Source organism: Nocardioides sp. SYSU D00065, assembly GCF_017916425.1.
GTDB lineage: Bacteria > Actinomycetota > Actinomycetes > Propionibacteriales > Nocardioidaceae > Nocardioides.
This window is the reverse complement of sequence record NZ_JAFMSX010000001.1, coordinates 433,838-452,153: the sequence shown is the minus strand read 5'-3', so window position 1 is coordinate 452,153 and position 18,316 is coordinate 433,838. Positions and strand designations below refer to the sequence as shown.

Below are 18,316 nucleotides of genomic sequence, written 5' to 3'. Positions count from 1 at the left end.
GGGGACCGTTCACGTGTCGTCTGCCCGGAACGGGCCGTACGTTGCGCGACGGTTCCTAGCGTCCGTGGCATGGACCTGCTCGAGAGGCGGCGTCGCAGCCGCACCGTCCCGGCGCTCATCCCGCTTCCCGCGGCCGCGCGGTCGACCGGCCAGCCGCGGCTCCGCGTCCTGGTGGTGACCGAGTCCTTCCTGCCTCAGGTCAACGGCGTCACCAACTCCGTGCGACGGGTGCTGGAGCACTTCGCCGCCGAGGGCCACGAGGCCGAGCTGATCGCTCCCACCGGCCCCGACACGTACGCCGGCTTCCCGGTGACGCACGCGCGCGGCGCGAGCCTGCCGTTCTACACCGAGTTCCGGATCGGGCTGGAGACCAGGCGCCGGCTGCGCGCGGCGATGGAGCGCTTCCGCCCCGACGTCGTCCACATCGCGTCGCCGGCGACGCTGGGCTACCAGGCGGCGCGGGCGGCTCGCGCACTCGGCATCCCGACCGTCGCGATCTACCAGACCGACCTCGTCGGCTTCGCCGAGCGCTACGGCGTCCCGGGCGGCGCCCGGGCCATGGAGTCCCTGACCCGGCGCATCCACCTCGGGGTCGACCGCACGCTAGCGCCGTCGACCGCGAGCATCGAGCAGCTCGGCCGGCTCGGCGTCGAGGCGGTGGCGCGCTGGCCGCGCGGCGTCGACCAGGTGCTCTTCGAGCCGGGCAAGCGCGACGAGGCGCTGCACGCCGAGCTCGCCCCGCACGGCGAGCACCTCGTGGGGTACGTCGGCCGGCTGGCGCCGGAGAAGGAGCTCGAGCTGCTCGCCCACGTCGACCGACTGCCCGGCGTCCGGCTGGTGCTGGTGGGCGGCGGACCGGAGGAGGCCCGGCTGCGCGAGCTGCTCCCGGAGGCGGCCTTCCTGGGCGTGCTGCACGGCGAGGAGCTCGCGCGCGCCTACGCCACGCTCGACGTGTTCGTGCACACGGGCCGGCACGAGACCTACTGCCAGTCCGCCCAGGAGGCGCTGGCCAGTGGCGTGCCGGTCGTGGCGCCGCGCGCCGGCGGGCCGATCGACGTGGTCGACGACACCGTCGCCGGCTACCTCTACGAGCCCGGCGACGCCGCCGAGCTGACGTCCCACGTCGAGCGGCTCGTCACCCAGCCGGTGCTGCGCCGGCGGATGGCCCAGGCGGCACGGCACAGCGTGCGCGACCGCACCTGGCTGGCCGTCAACGAGCTGCTCGTGAGCCACTACCGCGACGTCGGCTCCCCGGCGCTCACTCGCCGCCGGGCCGGCTGAGCGCGACCACCTCGACGGCCTCCTCCAAGCTGTCGACGAGGTGGACACACCCCTCCATCGCCCGGCCGCGGGCCAGCGCCCGCAGCAGCGGCCACACCGGCAGCTCCTCGGTCCAGTGCCGGCGGCCGACGAGCACCATCGGCGCCACCGACGACTCGTCGGCGTAGTAGTTCTCGCAGGCGTCCTGGAAGACCTCCTGTACGGTGCCGGCGGCGCCGGGCAGGAAGACGATCCCGGCGGTGCACACCTCCAGCAGCAGCGCCTCGCGCGGGGCGTTCGCGAAGAACTTGGCGATGGCGCTCGCGAACGGGTTGGGCGGCTCGTGGCCGTAGTGCCAGGTCGGGATGCCGAGCGACTCGCGTCCCTCGCCCGTCGTGTCGACGACCGCCAGCGCGGTGCGCGCCCAGGCACCGACGTCCGGACGGAACGACGGCACGCGACCCAGGTCGGCCAGGGCCGCCTCGAGCGCGTCGGATCGGTCCTCCGGCACGAGGGCGCCCAGGTTCGCCGCCTCCATCGCGCCGGGTCCGCCGCCCGTGGCCACCGTCAGGCGCGCGCCCAGGGCGTGGCCCAGGCGCGCCGCGTCGGCGTACGCGCGGCTGCCGCGCTCGATCGCGTGCCCGCCCATCACGCCGACGACCTCCCGGCCGGCGACCCAAGCCGTCAGCGCCGCGTCGACGTGGTGGTCGTGCAGCGCCATGGCGAGCGAGTCGTCCGGGCTCGTCGCGTGTCGCGACCAGGCGTACGCCCGTGCGTCCAGCGTGTCCTCGTAGCGCGGGGCGTCGTAGAGGTCGTGCGGGTCGTAGAGCGTGGCCCGATAGGGGTCGACCGGGATGCCCGGGATGTGGTGCAGCACGATGCCGCCCGCCCGACGTACGGCGTCGTCGGCACCCTCCGCGAACTCGCAGCCGAGGAAGAGCGACTGCGCGAGGTCCCGCTCGAGGAGCTCGGCGGCGCGCCCGGTGAGGTCGAGGCCGACGACCCGCCAGCCGGCCAACGAGCTCGCGCCGTCGGCCAGCCGGCGGTCCAGGTCGGCCAGCGAGGTGATGTCGGGGACGCGCCCGTGGGAGTGCTTCACGCGCGCCAACCTATGCGTCCCGCGTCAGAAGGCGTGGGCCATCAGCTCCCCGAAGAGCTCCTGCTCGTCCACCTCGACGCCGCGCGAGCGGAACCAGGCGCACATGTTGGCGCAGTCGCGCAGCAGGAAGTCCATGCCGCGCGGGTTGCCGACCAGGTCCACCATCTGCGGCAGGTCGATGATGACGAGGCGGTCGCCCGCGGCGAGGGTGTTGTAGGGCGACAGGTCGCCGTGCACCAACCCGGCCTGCACGAGCGTCGCCAGCGCGTCGCGCAGCTGCTCGTAGTAGCCCTCCACGACGTCGCGCTCCGGACGTACCTGCGCGACCCGCGGGGCGGTCTCGACGTCGCCGTCGACCGTGTGGGTGATCCACTCCATGAGGATCTCGGTGTCGTCGATCTGGACAGGGTAGGGGACCGGTAGCCCGAGCTCCCAGCAGCGGCGCAGCGCGTTCCACTCCGACACCGCCCACTCGCCGGCCGCCACCTGGCGGCCCCAGGTGGACTTGCGCTTGAGGGCCCGCTCGTCGCGCGAGCGCTTCATCGAGCGTCCCTCGGTGTAGGAGGCGGCCCGGTGGAAGTTGCGGTGGTCGGTGTCGCGGTAGCGCTTGGCGGCCATGATCACCGCGCCGTCGGGATCGTGGGGATCCGCGCGCTCGAGCAGGAAGACGTCGGCCTCCTTGCCGGTCTTGAGGACGCCGAGGTCGGTGTCGATGGCCCCGCTGGAGGTCACGACCCAGTCGGGGCGCGGCTCGGGACCCCGCATGAGGGCCTCGAGGTCCTCCCAGCGCGACCAGCGCTGGCCGTCCTCGAGCTCGTCGGCGTAGGCGTCGTAGGTGAAGACGAACGACTCGTCGATGCCCTCGGTGGGCGAGCGGTCGTCAGGCCGGAGGAAGTCCTCGGGGAAGGTTCGATCGGTTGGCAGGTGGGACAAGACAGGTGCTCCGTGTGTGAGAGAGGTGGTCGGCGGGCAGGCCGGGGACAGCGATGGACATGTCACGCTCCTCTCACACCACGGGCGACGCGGCTCGTCACCCGCACGTACGCCGGCCAGTGTGGCCCAGTGCCGCGACCCGTGCACCTGATTAACGGGTGGGCTAGGTTCGGGTTCGTGCCCACCCGAGTCCTCTCCCGGTCCCTGCTCTCGGCCGCCCTGTGCGCGGCGGTGGCGCTGACCGGCGCCACGGCCACCGCCGAGGCGCCGCTCGCCGCCGACGGCGCGACCGGGATCGGCGACCCGTACTGGCCGCTCGACGGCAACGGCGGCATCGATGTGTCGTCGTACGCCATCTCGAATCGCTACGACCTGGCCGACAAGCGGCTCAGCGGCCGCACGAAGGTCGAGCTGACCGCCACCGCCGACCTCAGCAGCTTCTCCCTCGACTTCCTGCTCGACGTGACGTCCGTGACGGTCGACGGGGCCGACGCCCGGTTCGCCACGACCGACGGGGGCCACGAGCTGCGGATCACCCCGGCGCAGCCGCTGGCCGCCGGCTCGGCGCACTCCGTCGTGGTGTCGTACGCCGACCGCCCGGGGAAGTACTCCTATGCGGGCGAGCGCAACTGGCTGGCCAGCCGGCGCGAGGTCGTCACCATGAACGAGCCGCACATGGCGCCGTGGTGGTTCCCGGCCAACGACCACCCGCTCGACAAGGCGATCGTGGACGTGCGGATCACGGTGCCCTCGGGGCGCGAGGTGATCTCCAACGGCAAGCTGCGCGGCCGGTCGGTCGGCAAGAGGACGACCACGTGGCACTGGCGCGCGGACGAGCCGATGGCCCCCTACCTCGCGTTCTTCGCGGCCGGCGACTTCACCATCGCCAAGGGCAGGCACCGCGGCCTCCCGTGGCTCGTGGCGGTCTCGCGCGGGCTGAGCGGCACCGACCAGGCCGCCAGCATGCGGCTGATGAAGAGGACGCCCAAGGTGGTCGCCGGGCTCGAGAAGGACCTCGGCGACTACCCGTTCTCCGTCGTCGGCGGCATCACGACGTCGCTGGACCCGGGCTTCGCCCTGGAGAACCAGACCCGCCCCACCTATCCCGCGGTCGGCAGCCGCTACACCAGCCTGGTCGTCCACGAGCTCGCCCACCAGTGGTTCGGCGACGACGTCGCCGTGCACCACTGGCGCGACATCTGGCTCAACGAGGGCTTCGCCACGTTCATGGAGTGGCGCTGGGCGGAGAACCACGGCGGTCGCTCGGGCGCCGCGACGCTGCGTCAGCACTACGACGATCTCAGCGAGTCCTCCGACTTCTGGAAGGTCGTGGTCGCCGACCCCGGCGCCGCCCGGATCTTCGACTCCGCGATCTACACGCGCGGCGCGATGACGCTGCAGGCACTGCGCAACCGCGTCGGCGACGACGTGTTCTGGACGATCCTGCGCAGCTGGCTGCGCGAGCAGCAGGGCGGCAACGGCTCGAGCGAGGAGTTCGAGGCACTCGCCACGCGGGTCAGCGGCCAGGACCTCACCGGGTTCTTCGCCGCCTGGCTTCGCACGCCGTCGAAGCCGGCCAGGACCGCCGACAACGGGTTGGCCTGAGCGAGCCGTGCCTGACGTCACCTGGTTCCGGGCGCCCGCGGGGGAGGACCCGGGCACCCTCAACGCCTGCTACCACGCCCTCGACCTCCGTGTGATCCACGGCCACGCCGACGCGGTGGCCCTGTCGGTTGACGGCACCGACCGCACGTTCGCCTGGCTGCTGACGGAGGCGGCGGCGTGTGCCGGCGTGCTCCGCGCGCTGGGGGTCGGCGTCGGCGACCGGGTCACGGTCGGCTTCCTGCCCCGCGAGACCACGGTGGTCGTGGTGCTCGCGATCGCCCGCGTCGGTGCCGTGGCGGTGTACGACGACTCCGCCGGTGCGCCCGGTCCGGTGCGCGTGGGCACCACCGCGGGCGGGGAGGTCGCGATCACCGCGGACGGCGAGGACCTGCTCTGGGACGTCGCCATGCGCGCCGGCCGGACCGACCCGGCGCCGTGCGCCGACGTACCCGGTGACGCGGTGCTCGCGCGGCACGGCGAGCTCGCCCTCACGGTGCTCGCCGCTCTCGGCGCCTCCGACGACCGGGAGGCACCCGTGCCCCCGGGCGCCACGCTCGTGAGCGTCGGCGGAGTGCGGCTGTGGTCGTTCGACGCACCGGGAACCGCGTCCGCCGGCCCTGACACACTGGGCCGGTGACCGCGCGCGACATCGTCATCCTGGGCTCCACCGGCTCCATCGGCACCCAGGCGCTCGACCTGGTGCGGGCCCACCCCGACAGGTTCCGGGTGGTCGGGCTCACCGCCGGCGGCTCCAACCGGGAGCTGTTCGAGGCCCAGGTCGCCGAGTTCGCGCCGGCGTACGCCGGACTCGGCGAGGACGCCTCCACCGAGGCGGCCGCTCGCGCGTGCGACGTGGTGCTCAACGGGATCACCGGCGCGGTCGGGCTGCGACCCACGCTCGCCGCGCTCGAAGCCGGCAACACGCTCGCGCTGGCCAACAAGGAGTCGCTCATCATGGGCGGCGCGCTGGTCACGGGCCGCGCGAAGCCCGGTCAGATCGTCCCGGTCGACTCCGAGCACTCCGCGCTCGCCCAGTGCCTGCGCGCCGGCAGCCGCGCCGAGGTGCGACGGCTGGTGCTGACCGCGTCCGGCGGCCCGTTCCGCGGCCGGAGCCGCGAGGACCTCGCCGCGGTCACCGTCGAGGAGGCCCTGCAGCACCCCACGTGGTCGATGGGTCCGGTGATCACCATCAACTCGGCCACGCTGGTCAACAAGGGGCTCGAGGTGATCGAGGCGCACCTGCTCTTCGACATCCCCTTCGACCGCATCGAGGTCGTCGTGCACCCGACCAGCGACGTGCACTCGATGGTGGAGTTCGTCGACGGCTCGACGATCCTCCAGGCCAGCCCCCCGACGATGATGATCCCGATCGCCCTCGGCCTGGCCTGGCCCGACCGGGTCCCCGACGCGGCGCCCGCCTTCGACTGGTCGCGACCCGGCGCCTGGGAGTTCCTGCCGCTCGACGACGAGGCGTTCCCCGCGGTCTCGCTGGCCCGCACGGCGGGGGAGCGGGGCGGCACCGCGCCCGCGGTCTACAACGCCGCCAACGAGGAGTGCGTCGAGGCGTTCCGCTCCCGTCGCCTCCGCTTCGTCGACATCATGCCCATCGTTGCCGACGTCCTCGCCGCCCACCGCGTACGCTCGTCGGAGGACATGACGGTGGACGACGTCCTCGAGGCCGACGCCTGGGCACGCGAGCAGGCCACCGCGCTGATCACCTCGCCATGACGACAAGGACCTTCGCGTGACCCCGATCCTCTACACCCTCGGTGTCGTCACCTTCGTCGTGGCGATCCTGGTCTCCATCGGGCTCCACGAGTTCGGGCACCTCATCCCCGCGAAGCGGTTCGGCTGCAAGGTGCCGCAGTGGTTCATCGGGTTCGGCCCGACCGTGTGGAGCAGGCAGATCGGCGAGACGGAGTACGGCGTCAAGGCGATCCCGCTCGGTGGCTACGTCAAGATCGTCGGCATGCTGCCGCCGGGCGCGGCCGAGCTCGTCGAGGAGACGACGTACGACGAGGACGGCGAGCCGGTGCACAAGGTGCGCCGCTCCAACACGGGGATGTTCACCCAGCTCATCTCCGACGCGCGCGCCGCGGAGTGGGAGTACGTCAAGCAGCACGACACCGACCGGCTCTTCTACCGCCTGCCGTGGTGGAAGAAGGCGATCGTGATGGCGGGTGGGCCGATGGTCAACATCGCCATCGCGTTCTCGCTGTTCGTGCTGCTGTTCGCGACCTACGGCAACCCGCGCGACGAGATCGTCGAGCCGACCGTGGCTGCAGTGCCCGCCTGCGTGATCCCGGTCGAGGAGATGCCGCGCGACTGCACCTCCGACGACCCGGTGACGCCGGCCAAGGAGGCCGGGCTCCGCCCCGGCGACGAGATCCTCAGCTTCAACGGGACGCCGTTCACCGACTGGGAGAGCCTGCAGGCGCAGATCCGCGACAACGCCGACGGCGACGCGGTCATCGAGGTCCGGCGCGGCGAGGAGCAGCTGACGCTGCGCACCAACACCACCGTCACGCTGCGCCAGACCTCGCTCGAGGACGAGAACCTCACCGAGGTGGGCTTCCTCGGCGTGCAGCCCGAGACCAGCCTGCGCACCGGCGGTCTGCTCTACACCACCGAGCAGATGGGGACGATGACCGTCGAGACGGTCCAGGCGCTCGGCCAGCTCCCGGTGAAGGTCTACGAGGTCGGTCGTGCGGTCGTCGGGCTGCAGGAGCGCGACCCCGACAGCCCGGTCTCCATCGTCGGCGGCGGGCGGTTCGCCGGGGAGGCCGCGGCGAGCGAGGAGTTCCCGCTGGTCGACAAGCTGGTCACGCTGCTGTTCCTCATCGCCAGCTTCAACTTCTTCATCGGCATGTTCAACTTCGTGCCGTTGCTGCCGCTGGACGGCGGCCACATCGCCGGGGCGCTCTACGAGGGACTCAAGCGGGGCGTGGCACGCCTGCGGGGACGTCCCGACCCCGGTCACGTCGACGTCGCCAAGCTGCTGCCGGTGGCGTACGTCGTCGGGCTGGCGATGCTGGTGATGGGCGTCGTGCTGATCGTCGCCGACATCGTCGTGCCGCTGCGGCTGAGCTGACCTCCCACACCGCCGCTCGCGCGGCCCGCGAGGGTGTGGCCAAGGCCTCCCCGCCGAGTCCGGGATGCGCCGGCGCGGCCCGTACGATGGCGTCATGACCTCCGTCGGCCTGGGCATGCCCGCCCTCCCGCCCCCCGTCCTGGCGCCGCGCCGCAAGACCCGCCAGATCAAGGTCGGGTCCGTCGGGGTCGGCAGCGACTCGCCGATCTCGGTGCAGTCGATGACCACCACGCTCACCTCGGACGTCAACGCCACCCTCCAGCAGATCGCCGAGCTGACGGCGTCCGGCTGCGACATCGTCCGGGTCGCCTGCCCCAGCCAGGACGACGCCGACGCGCTGCCGGCCATCGCGCGCAAGTCGCAGATCCCGGTGATCGCCGACATCCACTTCCAGCCCAAGTACGTCTTCGCCGCGATCGACGCCGGCTGCGCGGCCGTCCGGGTCAATCCCGGCAACATCCGCAAGTTCGACGACCAGGTCAAGGAGATCGCGAAGGCGGCCAAGGACCGCGGCACGTCGATCCGCATCGGCGTCAACGCCGGCTCCCTCGACAAGCGGCTGCTGGAGAAGTACGGCAAGGCGACGCCCGAGGCGCTCGTCGAGTCGGCCGTGTGGGAGGCGAGCCTCTTCGAGGAGCACGACTTCCACGACTTCAAGATCTCGGTCAAGCACAACGACCCGGTCGTGATGGTGCGTGCCTACGAGCTGCTCGCCGAGGCCGGCGACTGGCCGCTCCACCTCGGCGTCACCGAGGCGGGACCCGCCTTCCAGGGCACCATCAAGTCAGCGGTCGCGTTCGGCCACCTGCTCAGCCAGGGCATCGGAGACACGATCCGGGTCTCGCTGTCGGCCCCGCCGGTGGAGGAGGTCAAGGTCGGCCTGCAGATCCTGGAGTCGCTGAACCTCAAGCCGCGTCGCCTCGAGATCGTGTCGTGCCCGTCGTGCGGGCGCGCCCAGGTCGACGTCTACAAGCTCGCCGAGGAGGTCACCGCCGGGCTCGACGGCCTCGAGGTGCCGCTGCGCGTGGCCGTGATGGGCTGCGTCGTCAACGGTCCCGGCGAGGCCCGCGAGGCCGACCTCGGTGTCGCCTCCGGCAACGGCAAGGGTCAGATCTTCGTCAAGGGCGAGGTCATCAAGACCGTCCCGGAGTCGCGCATCGTCGAGACCCTCATCGAGGAGGCGATGCGCCTCGCCGAGGACATGGAGCCGGTCGACGGCGCCGAGGCCACCGTCTCCGTCAGCTGATCCAGCACGCTGCTGCGAGGCGGCCCGCTGGTGGCCGCGCGGCGCACCGCTCTAGGCTCGACACGTGCTGAGGACCCGCGAGCAGGTGCGCGTGCTGGGCCCGGGTGACCGGGACCGGTTCATCGCGCTCGCCGAGCAGGACCCGGTCGTCAACGTCTTCGCCGACTACCGCGCACGCCTGACCAACCTCGACGAGCGGTGGCTCGGCGGGCAGGTGTGGGGTCGCTTCGAGGGCGAGGAGCTCGTGGCCGGCTGCCACCTCGCCGCCAACCTGGTCCCGGTGCAGTGCACGCCCGAGGACGTGGGCGCGTTCGCCGACGTCGCGCTGCGGCGGCGCGGCAGCGTCGGCACCATCGTTGGTCCCAGCGACGTCGTCGCCGCACTGTGGGAGCAGGTCGGGCCGCGGTGGTCGCGCCCGCGCGAGTTCCGCTCCCACCAGCCGCACCTCGAGATCGACCACCTGTCGCCGGTGCCCGCCTCGCCCGACGTGCGGCCCACGACGCCGCAGGACCTCGACGCGCTCTATCCGGCCTGCGTCGCGATGTACACCGAGGAGGTCGGCGTCTCCCCGGAGAACGACGCGGGCGGCGGCGACCTCTACCGCGCGCGGGTGCAGCAGCTGATCGGGCGCGGGTGGTCCCTGGCCAGCTTCGACGACCACGGCGTCGTCTTCAAGGCCGAGGTCGCCTGCGCGACGCCGTACGCCGCGCAGGTGCAGGGCGTGTGGGTGCGTCCGGACCGCCGGGGCGAGGGCCTGGCCGCCGGTGGCATGGCCGCCGTGGTGGCGCACGTCCTCGGGTCGGGGATGGCGCCGGTCGTCTCGCTGTACGTCAACGACTGGAACGCGCCAGCGCGAGCGGCGTACGCCCGGGTCGGGTTCCGGCAGACCGCGACGTTCGCGACGCTGATGTTCTGAGGCCGGCGCGTCAGCCCAGCGGCCGGGGGTCCGACGCCGTCTCGCACCCCGCTGCGGTGCACCGCACCATCGCGGTGTGCGTCGCGCCGATCAGTCGGAACGTGAGCACGGAGCCGGCCTCCCATCGCACGTCCGCGAAGCCTGCGGCGCTCCAACGCCCGATCACCCGACCGGTGACCGTCCTGGCGGTGAGCTCGCGCACCGCCTCGTACGTGGGCTCGACGCGTCGGTCGATGGTGACGATGCGGCGACCGTCGTCGGACACGGTCAGCACCTTCTCCGTGCACGAGCGCCACAGGTTGCGTCCGGGGCGTTCGAGCCTGGCCACGACTGTGCAGCGCTCACCGGCCGCGTCGTAGGCGGCATAGACGTCGCCGGTCAGCGTGCCGACCTGCACGTGCCGCTCGTCGTGGACCACCACGCGCAGGCGGTCCCGCCGCCAGTGCCACACCATGACCCTGCCGCCCCCGCTGCCGATCAGCACCCGGCCGCCCTCGAGGTCGATCGGCTCCGCGAAGCGGCCCACGTCGCTGAAGACCCGGCTCGCGAGCCGACGGCCGTCGCTGATGCGGCGTACGGCGACCTTCGTCACGCCGTCGCTGAGGAGGTAGGCCTCGGTGTAGTGGCGTCCGTCCGCGCTGACGGCGGTGCGGCCGTCGGCGCCGGGGAGGCGGCGGTGGGACCCGTCGTGGGCCACGAACAGCGCCCGCGCCTGCGCCAGACCCGTCGTCACGACGTAGCCGCCGCGTGCCGGGGCCACGAGCTCCACGTGACGCGCCGCCACGTCGACGCGGCGCTCGCCGTCGACGACCGTCTCGCCCTCGAGGTAGGGCCGGGCGAGATCGGCGCCACGGGCGACCGCCTCCGGCTGCAGGTCCGCGAGCGCGGCACCCGCCGGAGCGGGGTGCGGCAGGAGCGGCGCGAGGAGCAGGGCGGTCGCGGTCGCCGCGACGCGTCCGAGCAGGTGCATGGTGCCTCCAGGTCTGCGTGTCGTCCCCCGGTGGACGCGAGCGGAAGAAAAAAGGTTGCTGCGACGTATCAGCACGGCGCGTGCGGCCACCTGAGCTGACATGGGGACAATGGTCGCCATGTCGGAGGACCGCAGGGCTGAGGGGCAGCCCGACCAGTCACCGTGGGACATGGCCAGTGGGGCGTTCACGGCCTGGCGTGCAGGGGACGCCAGTGCCGTGGACGAGCTGGTTGCCGCGATGACGCCGGTGCTCTGGCACGTGGTGAGGGCCTACGGACACGACCGCCAGTCGGCTGAGGACGTCATCCAGGCGACCTGGCTGGGGTTCGTGCGCCGCCACGAGACCATCGACGATCCCCAGGCCGTCGCGTCCTGGCTGATCACCTCAGCCAGGCGCGGCGCAGCCGCCCACGCGCGGACAGCGCGCCGGACGTCCCCGGTCCAGGACGAGGTGCTCCACGCCGTCCTGCCCGATGCGGACTCCGCGGAGCAGGTCGCTGTGCTCGACGACGAGGCGTCCCGGCTGTGGCGGGCCGTGGCGAGCGTCGACGAGCGCTGTCGCCGGCTGCTGCGCGTCGTGGCCTTCCTCGACCGCCCCGACTACCGGTCCCTCAGCCGCGACCTGGACATGCCCGTCGGGAGCATCGGTCCCACGCGGGCCCGGTGCCTGGCCAAGGTGCGCACGGCGCTGGCGGAGGCGGGCGGGCGATGACCGATCCGGACGCCGCGCTCCTCGACGAGCTGCGTGACATGTGGGCGGCCCACGACCCGCCGCCGGTCGGGCTGGCGGCGACGATGGTCGCCGCCGTCGCGACGGCGGACCTCGACCACGAGTGGGAGATGCTCGTGCTGGTCCGCGACTCCGTCGACCAGCCCGCCGCCCCGGTGCGCGGGCTGGCCAGCGCGCGGATGCTCCTCTTCACCGCCGCGGAGGGTTGGTCGCTCGACGCGGAGCTCGACGACGGGCAGGTGCGCGGGCAGCTGCTGGACTTCGACGGAGACATGGGGTCCGTCGAGGTGACTCTGGAGACCCCGGCGGGCGCGACGTGGACGACCCGGCTCGACGAGGTCGGCTTCTTCGCGATCCGGGGCCAGCCCACGGGCCTGTTCCGCTTCACGGTCCGCCACGCGGGGACGGTCGCCAGCAGTCGCTGGGTCGAGGCCTGAGGCGCCCGGGCGGCGCGGTCAGGCCCAGGGCTCGTGCAGCACCATGACCGGCCCCACCCCGGGGTCCGACTCGTACGCCGCTCGGGCCAGGACGGCGTCCCGAGCGTCCCTCGCCGAGGATCCCGACTCCGCGATCTCCCGCGCGATGAGGCCCGCCACCAGCGGAGCCGCGAACGACGTGCCGCTCCAGCGCGCCATCGCGGTGTCGAACCGGCGTACGTCGCCCTTGTCCGGGCTCTCGTGGCACACGGACGTCCCCTCGGGGAAGGCGTTGACGTGGTTGCGGCCCAGCGCGTACACATCGGCGGAGACGCCGAAGTTGCTGTACTCCGAGACCCGCCCGTCCCGGTCGAGCGAGCCGACGCCCACGCACCAGTCGAAGGCGGCGGGCCAGAAGGGCGCGGAGGTCGCGTCGTTGCCGGCTGCGGCCACCAGGACGGTGTCGTGCCGGCGCAGCCGGGTGCGGTGGAACGTCTCGAGCGCGATCGACGGCAGGTCGAGGCGGGTGCGGCAGCCGGCGGACAGGTTGATGACCCGGGGGTCGTGGGCGAGCGCCTCCTCGAGCTGCACGACCAGGTCCGACTCGAGGACGCCCCCACCGCCGACGCCGCCGACCGCGAAACCCTCGACGAAGACGTCGGTGTCCGGTGCCGCGCAGCGCACCACTCCCGCGACGAACGTGCCGTGACCGGCGTAGGGGCGCAGCTCGGGGCCGTTGAGCTCGTCGTCGCCGTCGACGCCGTGCAGCCACGGGGTGCGAGGGTCGGCGGCGGAGGCGGGGTTCCACCCGGTGTCCACCACGACCACGCTCACCCGGGAGGACTTCTCCCGCGCCGGCGCCGCGGGGGGCCACGGCTCCTGCAGCCCGGTCTCCTGCGGCTCGATGGCCGGGCACAGCTGGCCACCCCCGCCACCGGGGGAGACGTGGACCCAGTGGTCCGGTGACGCCGCGCCGCGGGGCAGCCCGCCCGCCTCGAGGAGGTCGAGGACGTCGGGGACCGACTCGCCGCCCGCGCGCTCCCCGAGCACGTACCGCACCAGCTCACCATCCAGCAGCCGTACGTCGTCGCGCAGCGGCGCCTCGGCGAGGATGCCTCGGTCGAGCTCGGCCACCGCGCGGTCGAACGCGTCGGCGTCAGCGGCCCGCACGAGCACGCGGTCGGGGTGGTAGATGTAGGTGAAGTCCGCCGGCGCCTCGGTGTCCCAGGCCACCTGTCCGCGGTTGGCCGCGCGGAAGTCGCGGAGCTGGTCGGTGGTGCGTCGCCGTCGGTCGCTGCCGATCTTCCAGTCGCCTGCCATGACCCGACGCTAGCGGCGTCGCGTCGTGCGCAGGGCGTTTTCCGCGGGACGACTCCTACGGCCCGATCGCGGCCGGCGACGTGCCGGATCGGCGAGGATGTGCGCACCATGGTGACCAGGGACGAGGCGGAGGACCTGCTCCGCACGCTGTTCGCCGATCCGGCGGCCGCCCGAGCGACCGCCGCCGCCGAGCTCGTACCGCACCCGGACCCGGCGGTGGCCTCGATCGGGCACCAGGTGGTGGGGATCGTCGTGCGCGACGCGGGCGACCCGGCGACGGCCCTCGTCGAGCTGCGCACCGCCCTGCGGCTCGCGCGGCGCTCGGGCGAGCGCGGTCGGTGGGCCGACGTGCTGGCGACCCTCGGCGGCACGCTCTGCACGATGGGCCGGGTGGGGGAGGGCCTGCGGCACCTCGACCGGGCGGCCGCCGCGCTCGACGGGCTTCCACTGGCCCGCGTGCTGGTGCGTCGGGCCTGGGTGCTGGGCTTCCTGCTCGCCCGGTTCGAGGACAGCGCCGCGGACCTGCAGCGGGCGCTCGGGCTCTTCGCCGGTGCGGGGGACCACGTCTGGGAGGGACGCGCGCTGAACCTCGAGGGTCTGGTCGCCGTCGGGCTCGGCGACCTCGACCGCGCGGCACGCGCGTTCGGGGCCTACAGCGCGCTCTCCGACGCGGTCGGCAACGGGTGGGACGTGGCGTTGGCGCGGCACAACGCCGGGTGGCTGGCCTTCGTCCGCGGCGACCTGCCGGGAGCGCTCGAGCTGTACGCCGACGCCAGCGCCCGCTACGACGCGCTGGGGATGACCGACGTGGACCTGGTCACGGACCGGTGTGAGGCCTACCTCGCCGCCGGCCTGGCCGGCGACGCCCTCGAGGTGGTCGAGCGGGCCCTCGTGGCGCGGCCGCTGCAGCCCCGGGAGGAGGCGGACCTCCTGGTCGCGGTGGCGCAGGCCGCGCTGGCGGCCGGGGACTTCTCGCGGGCCACGTCGGCGGCCGATGCGGCCGGCCGGCTGCTGGCCAGGCAGTCGCGTCACGTCCACCGGCTGCGGGCCGACCTCCTCGCCGTCACCGCCCGGGCCGAGGCCGGCCTCCCCGCCGGCCCGCTCCTGCGGCGCGCGCAGCGGCTGGTCGACGCCTCGCGGGACGCGCAGGTCGCCGAGCTGCCGCAGGCGCTGCTGCTCGGGGCTCGGCTCGCCCGGTCCGTCCGCTCACCGAGGGCCGCCGGGCTGGCGCAGGGGTGGCTGGAGGAGGCGGCGCTGTTCCGCCGGGCGCCGAGGGGCGACACCCGTGCTCTGGGCTGGCTGGCGCTGGCTCTGCGTCGCGAGGCCGACGGCGACGTCGGCGGGGTGCTGCGGGCGTGCGACCACGGGCTGCGAGCCATCGACGAGCACCAGGCCACGCTCGGCAGCCCGGAGCTGCGGGCCGTCGCGACGGGGCAGGGGGGAGCGCTGGCCGCGCTGGGGACCCGGACCGCGCTCGCGTCCGGCGAGGCCCGTCAGCTGCTGCGGTGGTCCGAGCGGTGGCGGGCCAACGCCCTGGCGCTGCCCCCGGCGTACGTCCAGCACGACCCAGCGACCACCGCGGACCTCGCCGCCCTCCGGGCCCAGCACCGGCGCCTGGCGCAGGCCCGCGCCGAGGGCGCTGTTACCGAGCGCCTCCAGGCCCGCGCCACCCGTCTCGAGCAGTCGGTGCGCCAACGGTTGATGCACGCGCGGGGCACGGGCGTCGCACCAGCGGCGCTGGACGTCGGCGAGCTCCTGGACGCGCTCGCCGAGGACGACACGGTCCTCGTCGAGCTCACCGAGGTCGACGGCTCCCTTCACGCGCTGGTGGCGGGGCGGCGGCGGGTGCGCCACGTCCCCGTCGGCGATGCGGCACCCGCCCGGGCGGCCGTGGACTTCGCGCTCTACACGCTGCGGCAGGCGACCCGCGGCCGCCGCTCGCAGCTCGACGTGGCCGGCGCCCGCCTGCAGCGTGCCCTGCTCGGACCGGCGCTCGACGGAGTCGGCAACGCCCGCGTGGTCGTCTCCGCCACGACCGCCCTGCAGGGCATCCCGTGGGGGATGGTCCCGGGGCTCGCCGACCGGCCGGTGACCAGCACGCCGTCGGCCCGGCTGTGGCTGCGCGCCCGTTCCGCGGCCGCCGTCGACGACCGGCGCGTGCTGCTGGTCGGGCCCGGCCTCGCCACCGGCGGGGCCGAGGTCCCCGCTGTGGCCGCCGAGGATCCGCGCGCCGAGGTGCTCGACGGCGGGGCCGCGACGGTCGAGGCCTCGCTGGCGGCGCTCGATGGAGCAGCCCTGGCCCACGTCGCGGCCCACGGTCACTTCCGGGAGGACAGTCCCCTCTTCTCCTCGCTGACGCTCGCCGACGGGCCGTTGCTCGTGCACGATCTCCAGCGACTCGCACGGCCCCCGCACCGCGTCGTGCTCTCGGCGTGCGAGTCGGGGGAGATGGCGCCGGTCGGTGCGCAAGAGCTGCTCGGCCTCTCCGCCGCGCTCCTGTCGATGGGCACCGCCGGGATCGTCTCCAGCCTCGGGGAGGTCGACGACGCCGCCACCGTCGAGGTGATGGTCGTCCTCCACGCGGCCCTGCGCGGCGGCGCCGGACTGGGCGAGGCGCTGCTGGCCGCGCGGCAGGCGGCGGCGACCGACCCGGTGCGGGCCGCGACCGCCGCGTCGTTCACCGTGCTTGGCACCTGACGCGCGATCACCGGGCCGGTGGACGGGTGCGGTCTCCGGTCGCCGCGACCGCGGCCGAACTGGTTCGCGGTGCTCGGAGCGCCGCACCTATCCTTGCGCACATGGCAGCCCGAGTCCTCCGCATGTCGACCCTGTTCGTGCGCACCCTGCGCGACGACCCCAACGACGCCGAGGTCCCGAGCCACCGGCTGCTGGTCCGCGCGGGCTACATCCGCCGCAACGCCCCGGGCATCTACACCTGGCTGCCGCTCGGGCTGCGCGTGCTGCGCAAGATCGAGGACATCATCCGCGAGGAGATGGACGACATCGGCGCGCAGGAGCTGTCGTTCCCGGCGCTGCTGCCCCGTGAGCCCTACGAGGCCACCAACCGCTGGACCGAGTACGGCGACAACATCTTCCGGCTCCAGGACCGCAAGGGCGGTGACTACCTCCTCGGCCCGACCCACGAGGAGATGTTCACCCTCGTGGTGAAGGACCTCTACTCGTCCTACAAGGACCTGCCGCTCTCGATCTACCAGATCCAGACGAAGTACCGAGACGAGGCCCGCCCGCGTGCCGGCCTGCTGCGCGGGCGCGAGTTCATCATGAAGGACTCCTACTCCTTCGACGTCTCCGACGAGGGGCTCGACGCGTCGTACGCCAAGCACCGCGAGGCCTACATCCGCATCTTCGACAAGCTCGGCTTCGAGTACGTCATCGTGCGCGCGCACGCCGGCGCGATGGGAGGCTCGAAGTCGGAGGAGTTCCTCGCCAAGGCCGCGGTCGGCGAGGACACCTACGTCACCTGCCCGGCCTGCGGGTTCGCCGCCAATGTCGAGGCGGTGGAGACGCCGTCGCCGGCGCCGGTGCCGTACGACGACGCGCCCGACGCGCACGTCGAGGACACCCCCGACACGCCCACCATCGACTCCTTGGTCCAGCTGCTCAACGACTCGTTCCCGCGCGAGGACCGCCCGTGGGCGGCCGAGGACACGCTCAAGAACGTGCTCATGGTCGTCACGCAGCTCGACGGCACGAGCGAGCCGCTGGCGATCGGCGTCCCCGGCGATCGCGAGGTCGACCCCAAGCGGCTCGAGGCGACGCTGTACCCGGCCGAGTTCCGGCCGTTCAACGACGAGGACTTCGCGAAGTACCCGGACCTCGTCAAGGGCTACATCGGCCCCGGCGTGCTCGGCGAGAAGGGCACGTCCGGCATCCGTTACCTCGTCGACCCGCGGGTCGTGGAAGGGACTCGCTGGGTCACCGGCGCCGACGAGCCCGGTCGCCACGTGCTCGACCTCACCGTGGGTCGCGACTTCACCCCCGACGGCACGATCGAGGCCGCCGAGGTGCGTGCGGGCGACCCCTGCCCGCGCGGCGACGGCATCCTGGAGGCCGCGCGCGGCGTCGAGATGGGCCACATCTTCCAGCTCGGCCGCAAGTTCGCCGAGGCGCTCGGGCTGCAGGTGCTCGACGAGAACGGCAAGCTCGTCACCGTGACGATGGGCTCCTACGGCATCGGGCCCTCGCGTGCCGTCGCCGCCATCGCGGAGAACACCCTCGACGAGATCGGCCTTTGCTGGCCCCGCGCGGTGGCGCCCGCCGACGTGCACGTCGTGGCGGCCGGCAAGGAGGACGCGATCTTCGACGCCGCCGAGCAGCTGGTCGCCGACCTCGCCGCCCAGGGCATCGAGGTGCTCTACGACGACCGTCGCGGCAAGGTGAGCCCCGGCGTGAAGTTCAAGGACGCCGAGCTCATCGGCGTACCCACGATCGTCACGGTGGGCCGCGGGCTGGCCGACGGCAACGTGGAGCTCCGCGACCGGAGGTCCGGTGAGCGCGAGGACGTGGCGCTCGACGCCGCGGCCGGGAGGATCGTCCAGGCCGTCCGAGCGTGATCGGGGAGATCCGAGTCGCGTGGTGACCCGGATCGGCCACGACGTCGTCGGCGCAGCCGCGTGAGCCGGTGCACTGCAACTTTGTGCGTTGCAGGAACCTGCAGGTGAATCGGCCTTTCCCGCGCGCTGCAGCGAATGCATGATTGTGCATGTGGC

15 protein-coding genes are annotated in these 18,316 nt (G+C 73.4%); 11 read left to right on the top strand and 4 right to left on the bottom strand.

The features are described from left to right. Nucleotides 1-69: 69 nt before the first annotated feature. Nucleotides 70-1,281 (top strand): glycosyltransferase family 1 protein, encoded by a 1,212-nt coding sequence (locus J3P41_RS02240; RefSeq protein ID WP_210648626.1) that lies wholly within the window; start codon nt 70-72, stop codon nt 1,279-1,281. Here J3P41_RS02240 and J3P41_RS02235 read toward each other — a convergent pair. Next, nucleotides 1,259-2,359: an LOG family protein gene (locus tag J3P41_RS02235; protein WP_210648625.1), complete on the bottom strand. Its 1,101-nt coding sequence runs from the start codon at nt 2,357-2,359 to the stop codon at nt 1,259-1,261. The genes J3P41_RS02240 and J3P41_RS02235 overlap by 23 nt on opposite strands. A 24-nt stretch (nt 2,360-2,383) precedes the next feature. After that, nucleotides 2,384-3,292: a serine protein kinase RIO gene (locus J3P41_RS02230; protein ID WP_210648624.1), complete on the bottom strand. Its 909-nt coding sequence runs from the start codon at nt 3,290-3,292 to the stop codon at nt 2,384-2,386. Between the two features lie 177 nt (nt 3,293-3,469). On the opposite strand from J3P41_RS02230, the gene J3P41_RS02225 reads away from it, so the two are divergent. From J3P41_RS02225 to J3P41_RS02200, 6 genes are all read left to right on the top strand, one after another. Beyond that, the gene (locus J3P41_RS02225) at nt 3,470-4,897 is read left to right on the top strand and encodes a M1 family metallopeptidase (protein ID WP_210648623.1); all 1,428 of its coding nucleotides are present in this window, start codon (nt 3,470-3,472) and stop codon (nt 4,895-4,897) included. Between the two features lie 7 nt (nt 4,898-4,904). Then, nucleotides 4,905-5,534, top strand: coding sequence for an AMP-binding protein (locus J3P41_RS02220; RefSeq protein ID WP_210648622.1), 630 nt, complete (start codon nt 4,905-4,907; stop codon nt 5,532-5,534). Continuing rightward, entirely contained in the window at nt 5,531-6,625 is a 1,095-nt protein-coding gene (locus J3P41_RS02215; RefSeq protein WP_210648621.1) for a 1-deoxy-D-xylulose-5-phosphate reductoisomerase, read from the top strand. The genes J3P41_RS02220 and J3P41_RS02215 overlap by 4 nt, the downstream gene beginning before the upstream one ends. Nucleotides 6,626-6,641: 16 nt before the next feature. After that, entirely contained in the window at nt 6,642-7,988 is a 1,347-nt protein-coding gene (locus J3P41_RS02210) for an RIP metalloprotease (RefSeq protein WP_210648620.1), read from the top strand. Between the two features lie 94 nt (nt 7,989-8,082). Further along, nucleotides 8,083-9,234 carry a flavodoxin-dependent (E)-4-hydroxy-3-methylbut-2-enyl-diphosphate synthase gene (gene ispG / locus J3P41_RS02205; protein ID WP_210648619.1) on the top strand — a complete coding sequence of 384 codons (1,152 nt, stop codon included), beginning with the start codon at nt 8,083-8,085 and terminating at the stop codon, nt 9,232-9,234. Nucleotides 9,235-9,298: 64 nt separating this feature from the next. Beyond that, nucleotides 9,299-10,150, top strand: a complete 852-nt coding sequence (locus J3P41_RS02200) for a GNAT family N-acetyltransferase (RefSeq protein WP_210648618.1) — start codon at nt 9,299-9,301, stop codon at nt 10,148-10,150. A 10-nt stretch (nt 10,151-10,160) separates the two neighbouring features. On the opposite strand, the gene J3P41_RS02195 is transcribed toward J3P41_RS02200, so the two are convergent. Beyond that, the gene (locus J3P41_RS02195; protein WP_210648617.1) at nt 10,161-11,120 is read right to left on the bottom strand and encodes a hypothetical protein; all 960 of its coding nucleotides are present in this window, start codon (nt 11,118-11,120) and stop codon (nt 10,161-10,163) included. 217 nt (nt 11,121-11,337) lie between these two features. Here J3P41_RS02195 and J3P41_RS02190 point away from each other — a divergent pair, with 217 nt between their 5' ends. Then, complete coding sequence (locus J3P41_RS02190) at nt 11,338-11,832, top strand: sigma-70 family RNA polymerase sigma factor (RefSeq protein WP_307861787.1); 495 nt, start codon at nt 11,338-11,340, stop codon at nt 11,830-11,832. After that, entirely contained in the window at nt 11,829-12,287 is a 459-nt protein-coding gene (locus tag J3P41_RS02185) for a hypothetical protein (RefSeq protein WP_210648615.1), read from the top strand. Before J3P41_RS02190 ends, J3P41_RS02185 begins: the two co-directional genes overlap by 4 nt. Before the next feature lie 18 nt (nt 12,288-12,305). On the opposite strand, the gene J3P41_RS02180 is transcribed toward J3P41_RS02185, so the two are convergent. Continuing rightward, nucleotides 12,306-13,586, bottom strand: coding sequence for a S8/S53 family peptidase (locus J3P41_RS02180; protein WP_210648614.1), 1,281 nt, complete (start codon nt 13,584-13,586; stop codon nt 12,306-12,308). Nucleotides 13,587-13,694: 108 nt separating this feature from the next. On the opposite strand from J3P41_RS02180, the gene J3P41_RS02175 reads away from it, so the two are divergent. After that, the gene (locus J3P41_RS02175) at nt 13,695-16,283 is read left to right on the top strand and encodes a CHAT domain-containing protein (protein WP_210648613.1); all 2,589 of its coding nucleotides are present in this window, start codon (nt 13,695-13,697) and stop codon (nt 16,281-16,283) included. 101 nt (nt 16,284-16,384) lie between these two features. Further along, nucleotides 16,385-18,160, top strand: coding sequence for a proline--tRNA ligase (locus J3P41_RS02170; protein WP_246861427.1), 1,776 nt, complete (start codon nt 16,385-16,387; stop codon nt 18,158-18,160). The last annotated feature ends 156 nt before the right edge of the window (nt 18,161-18,316 follow it).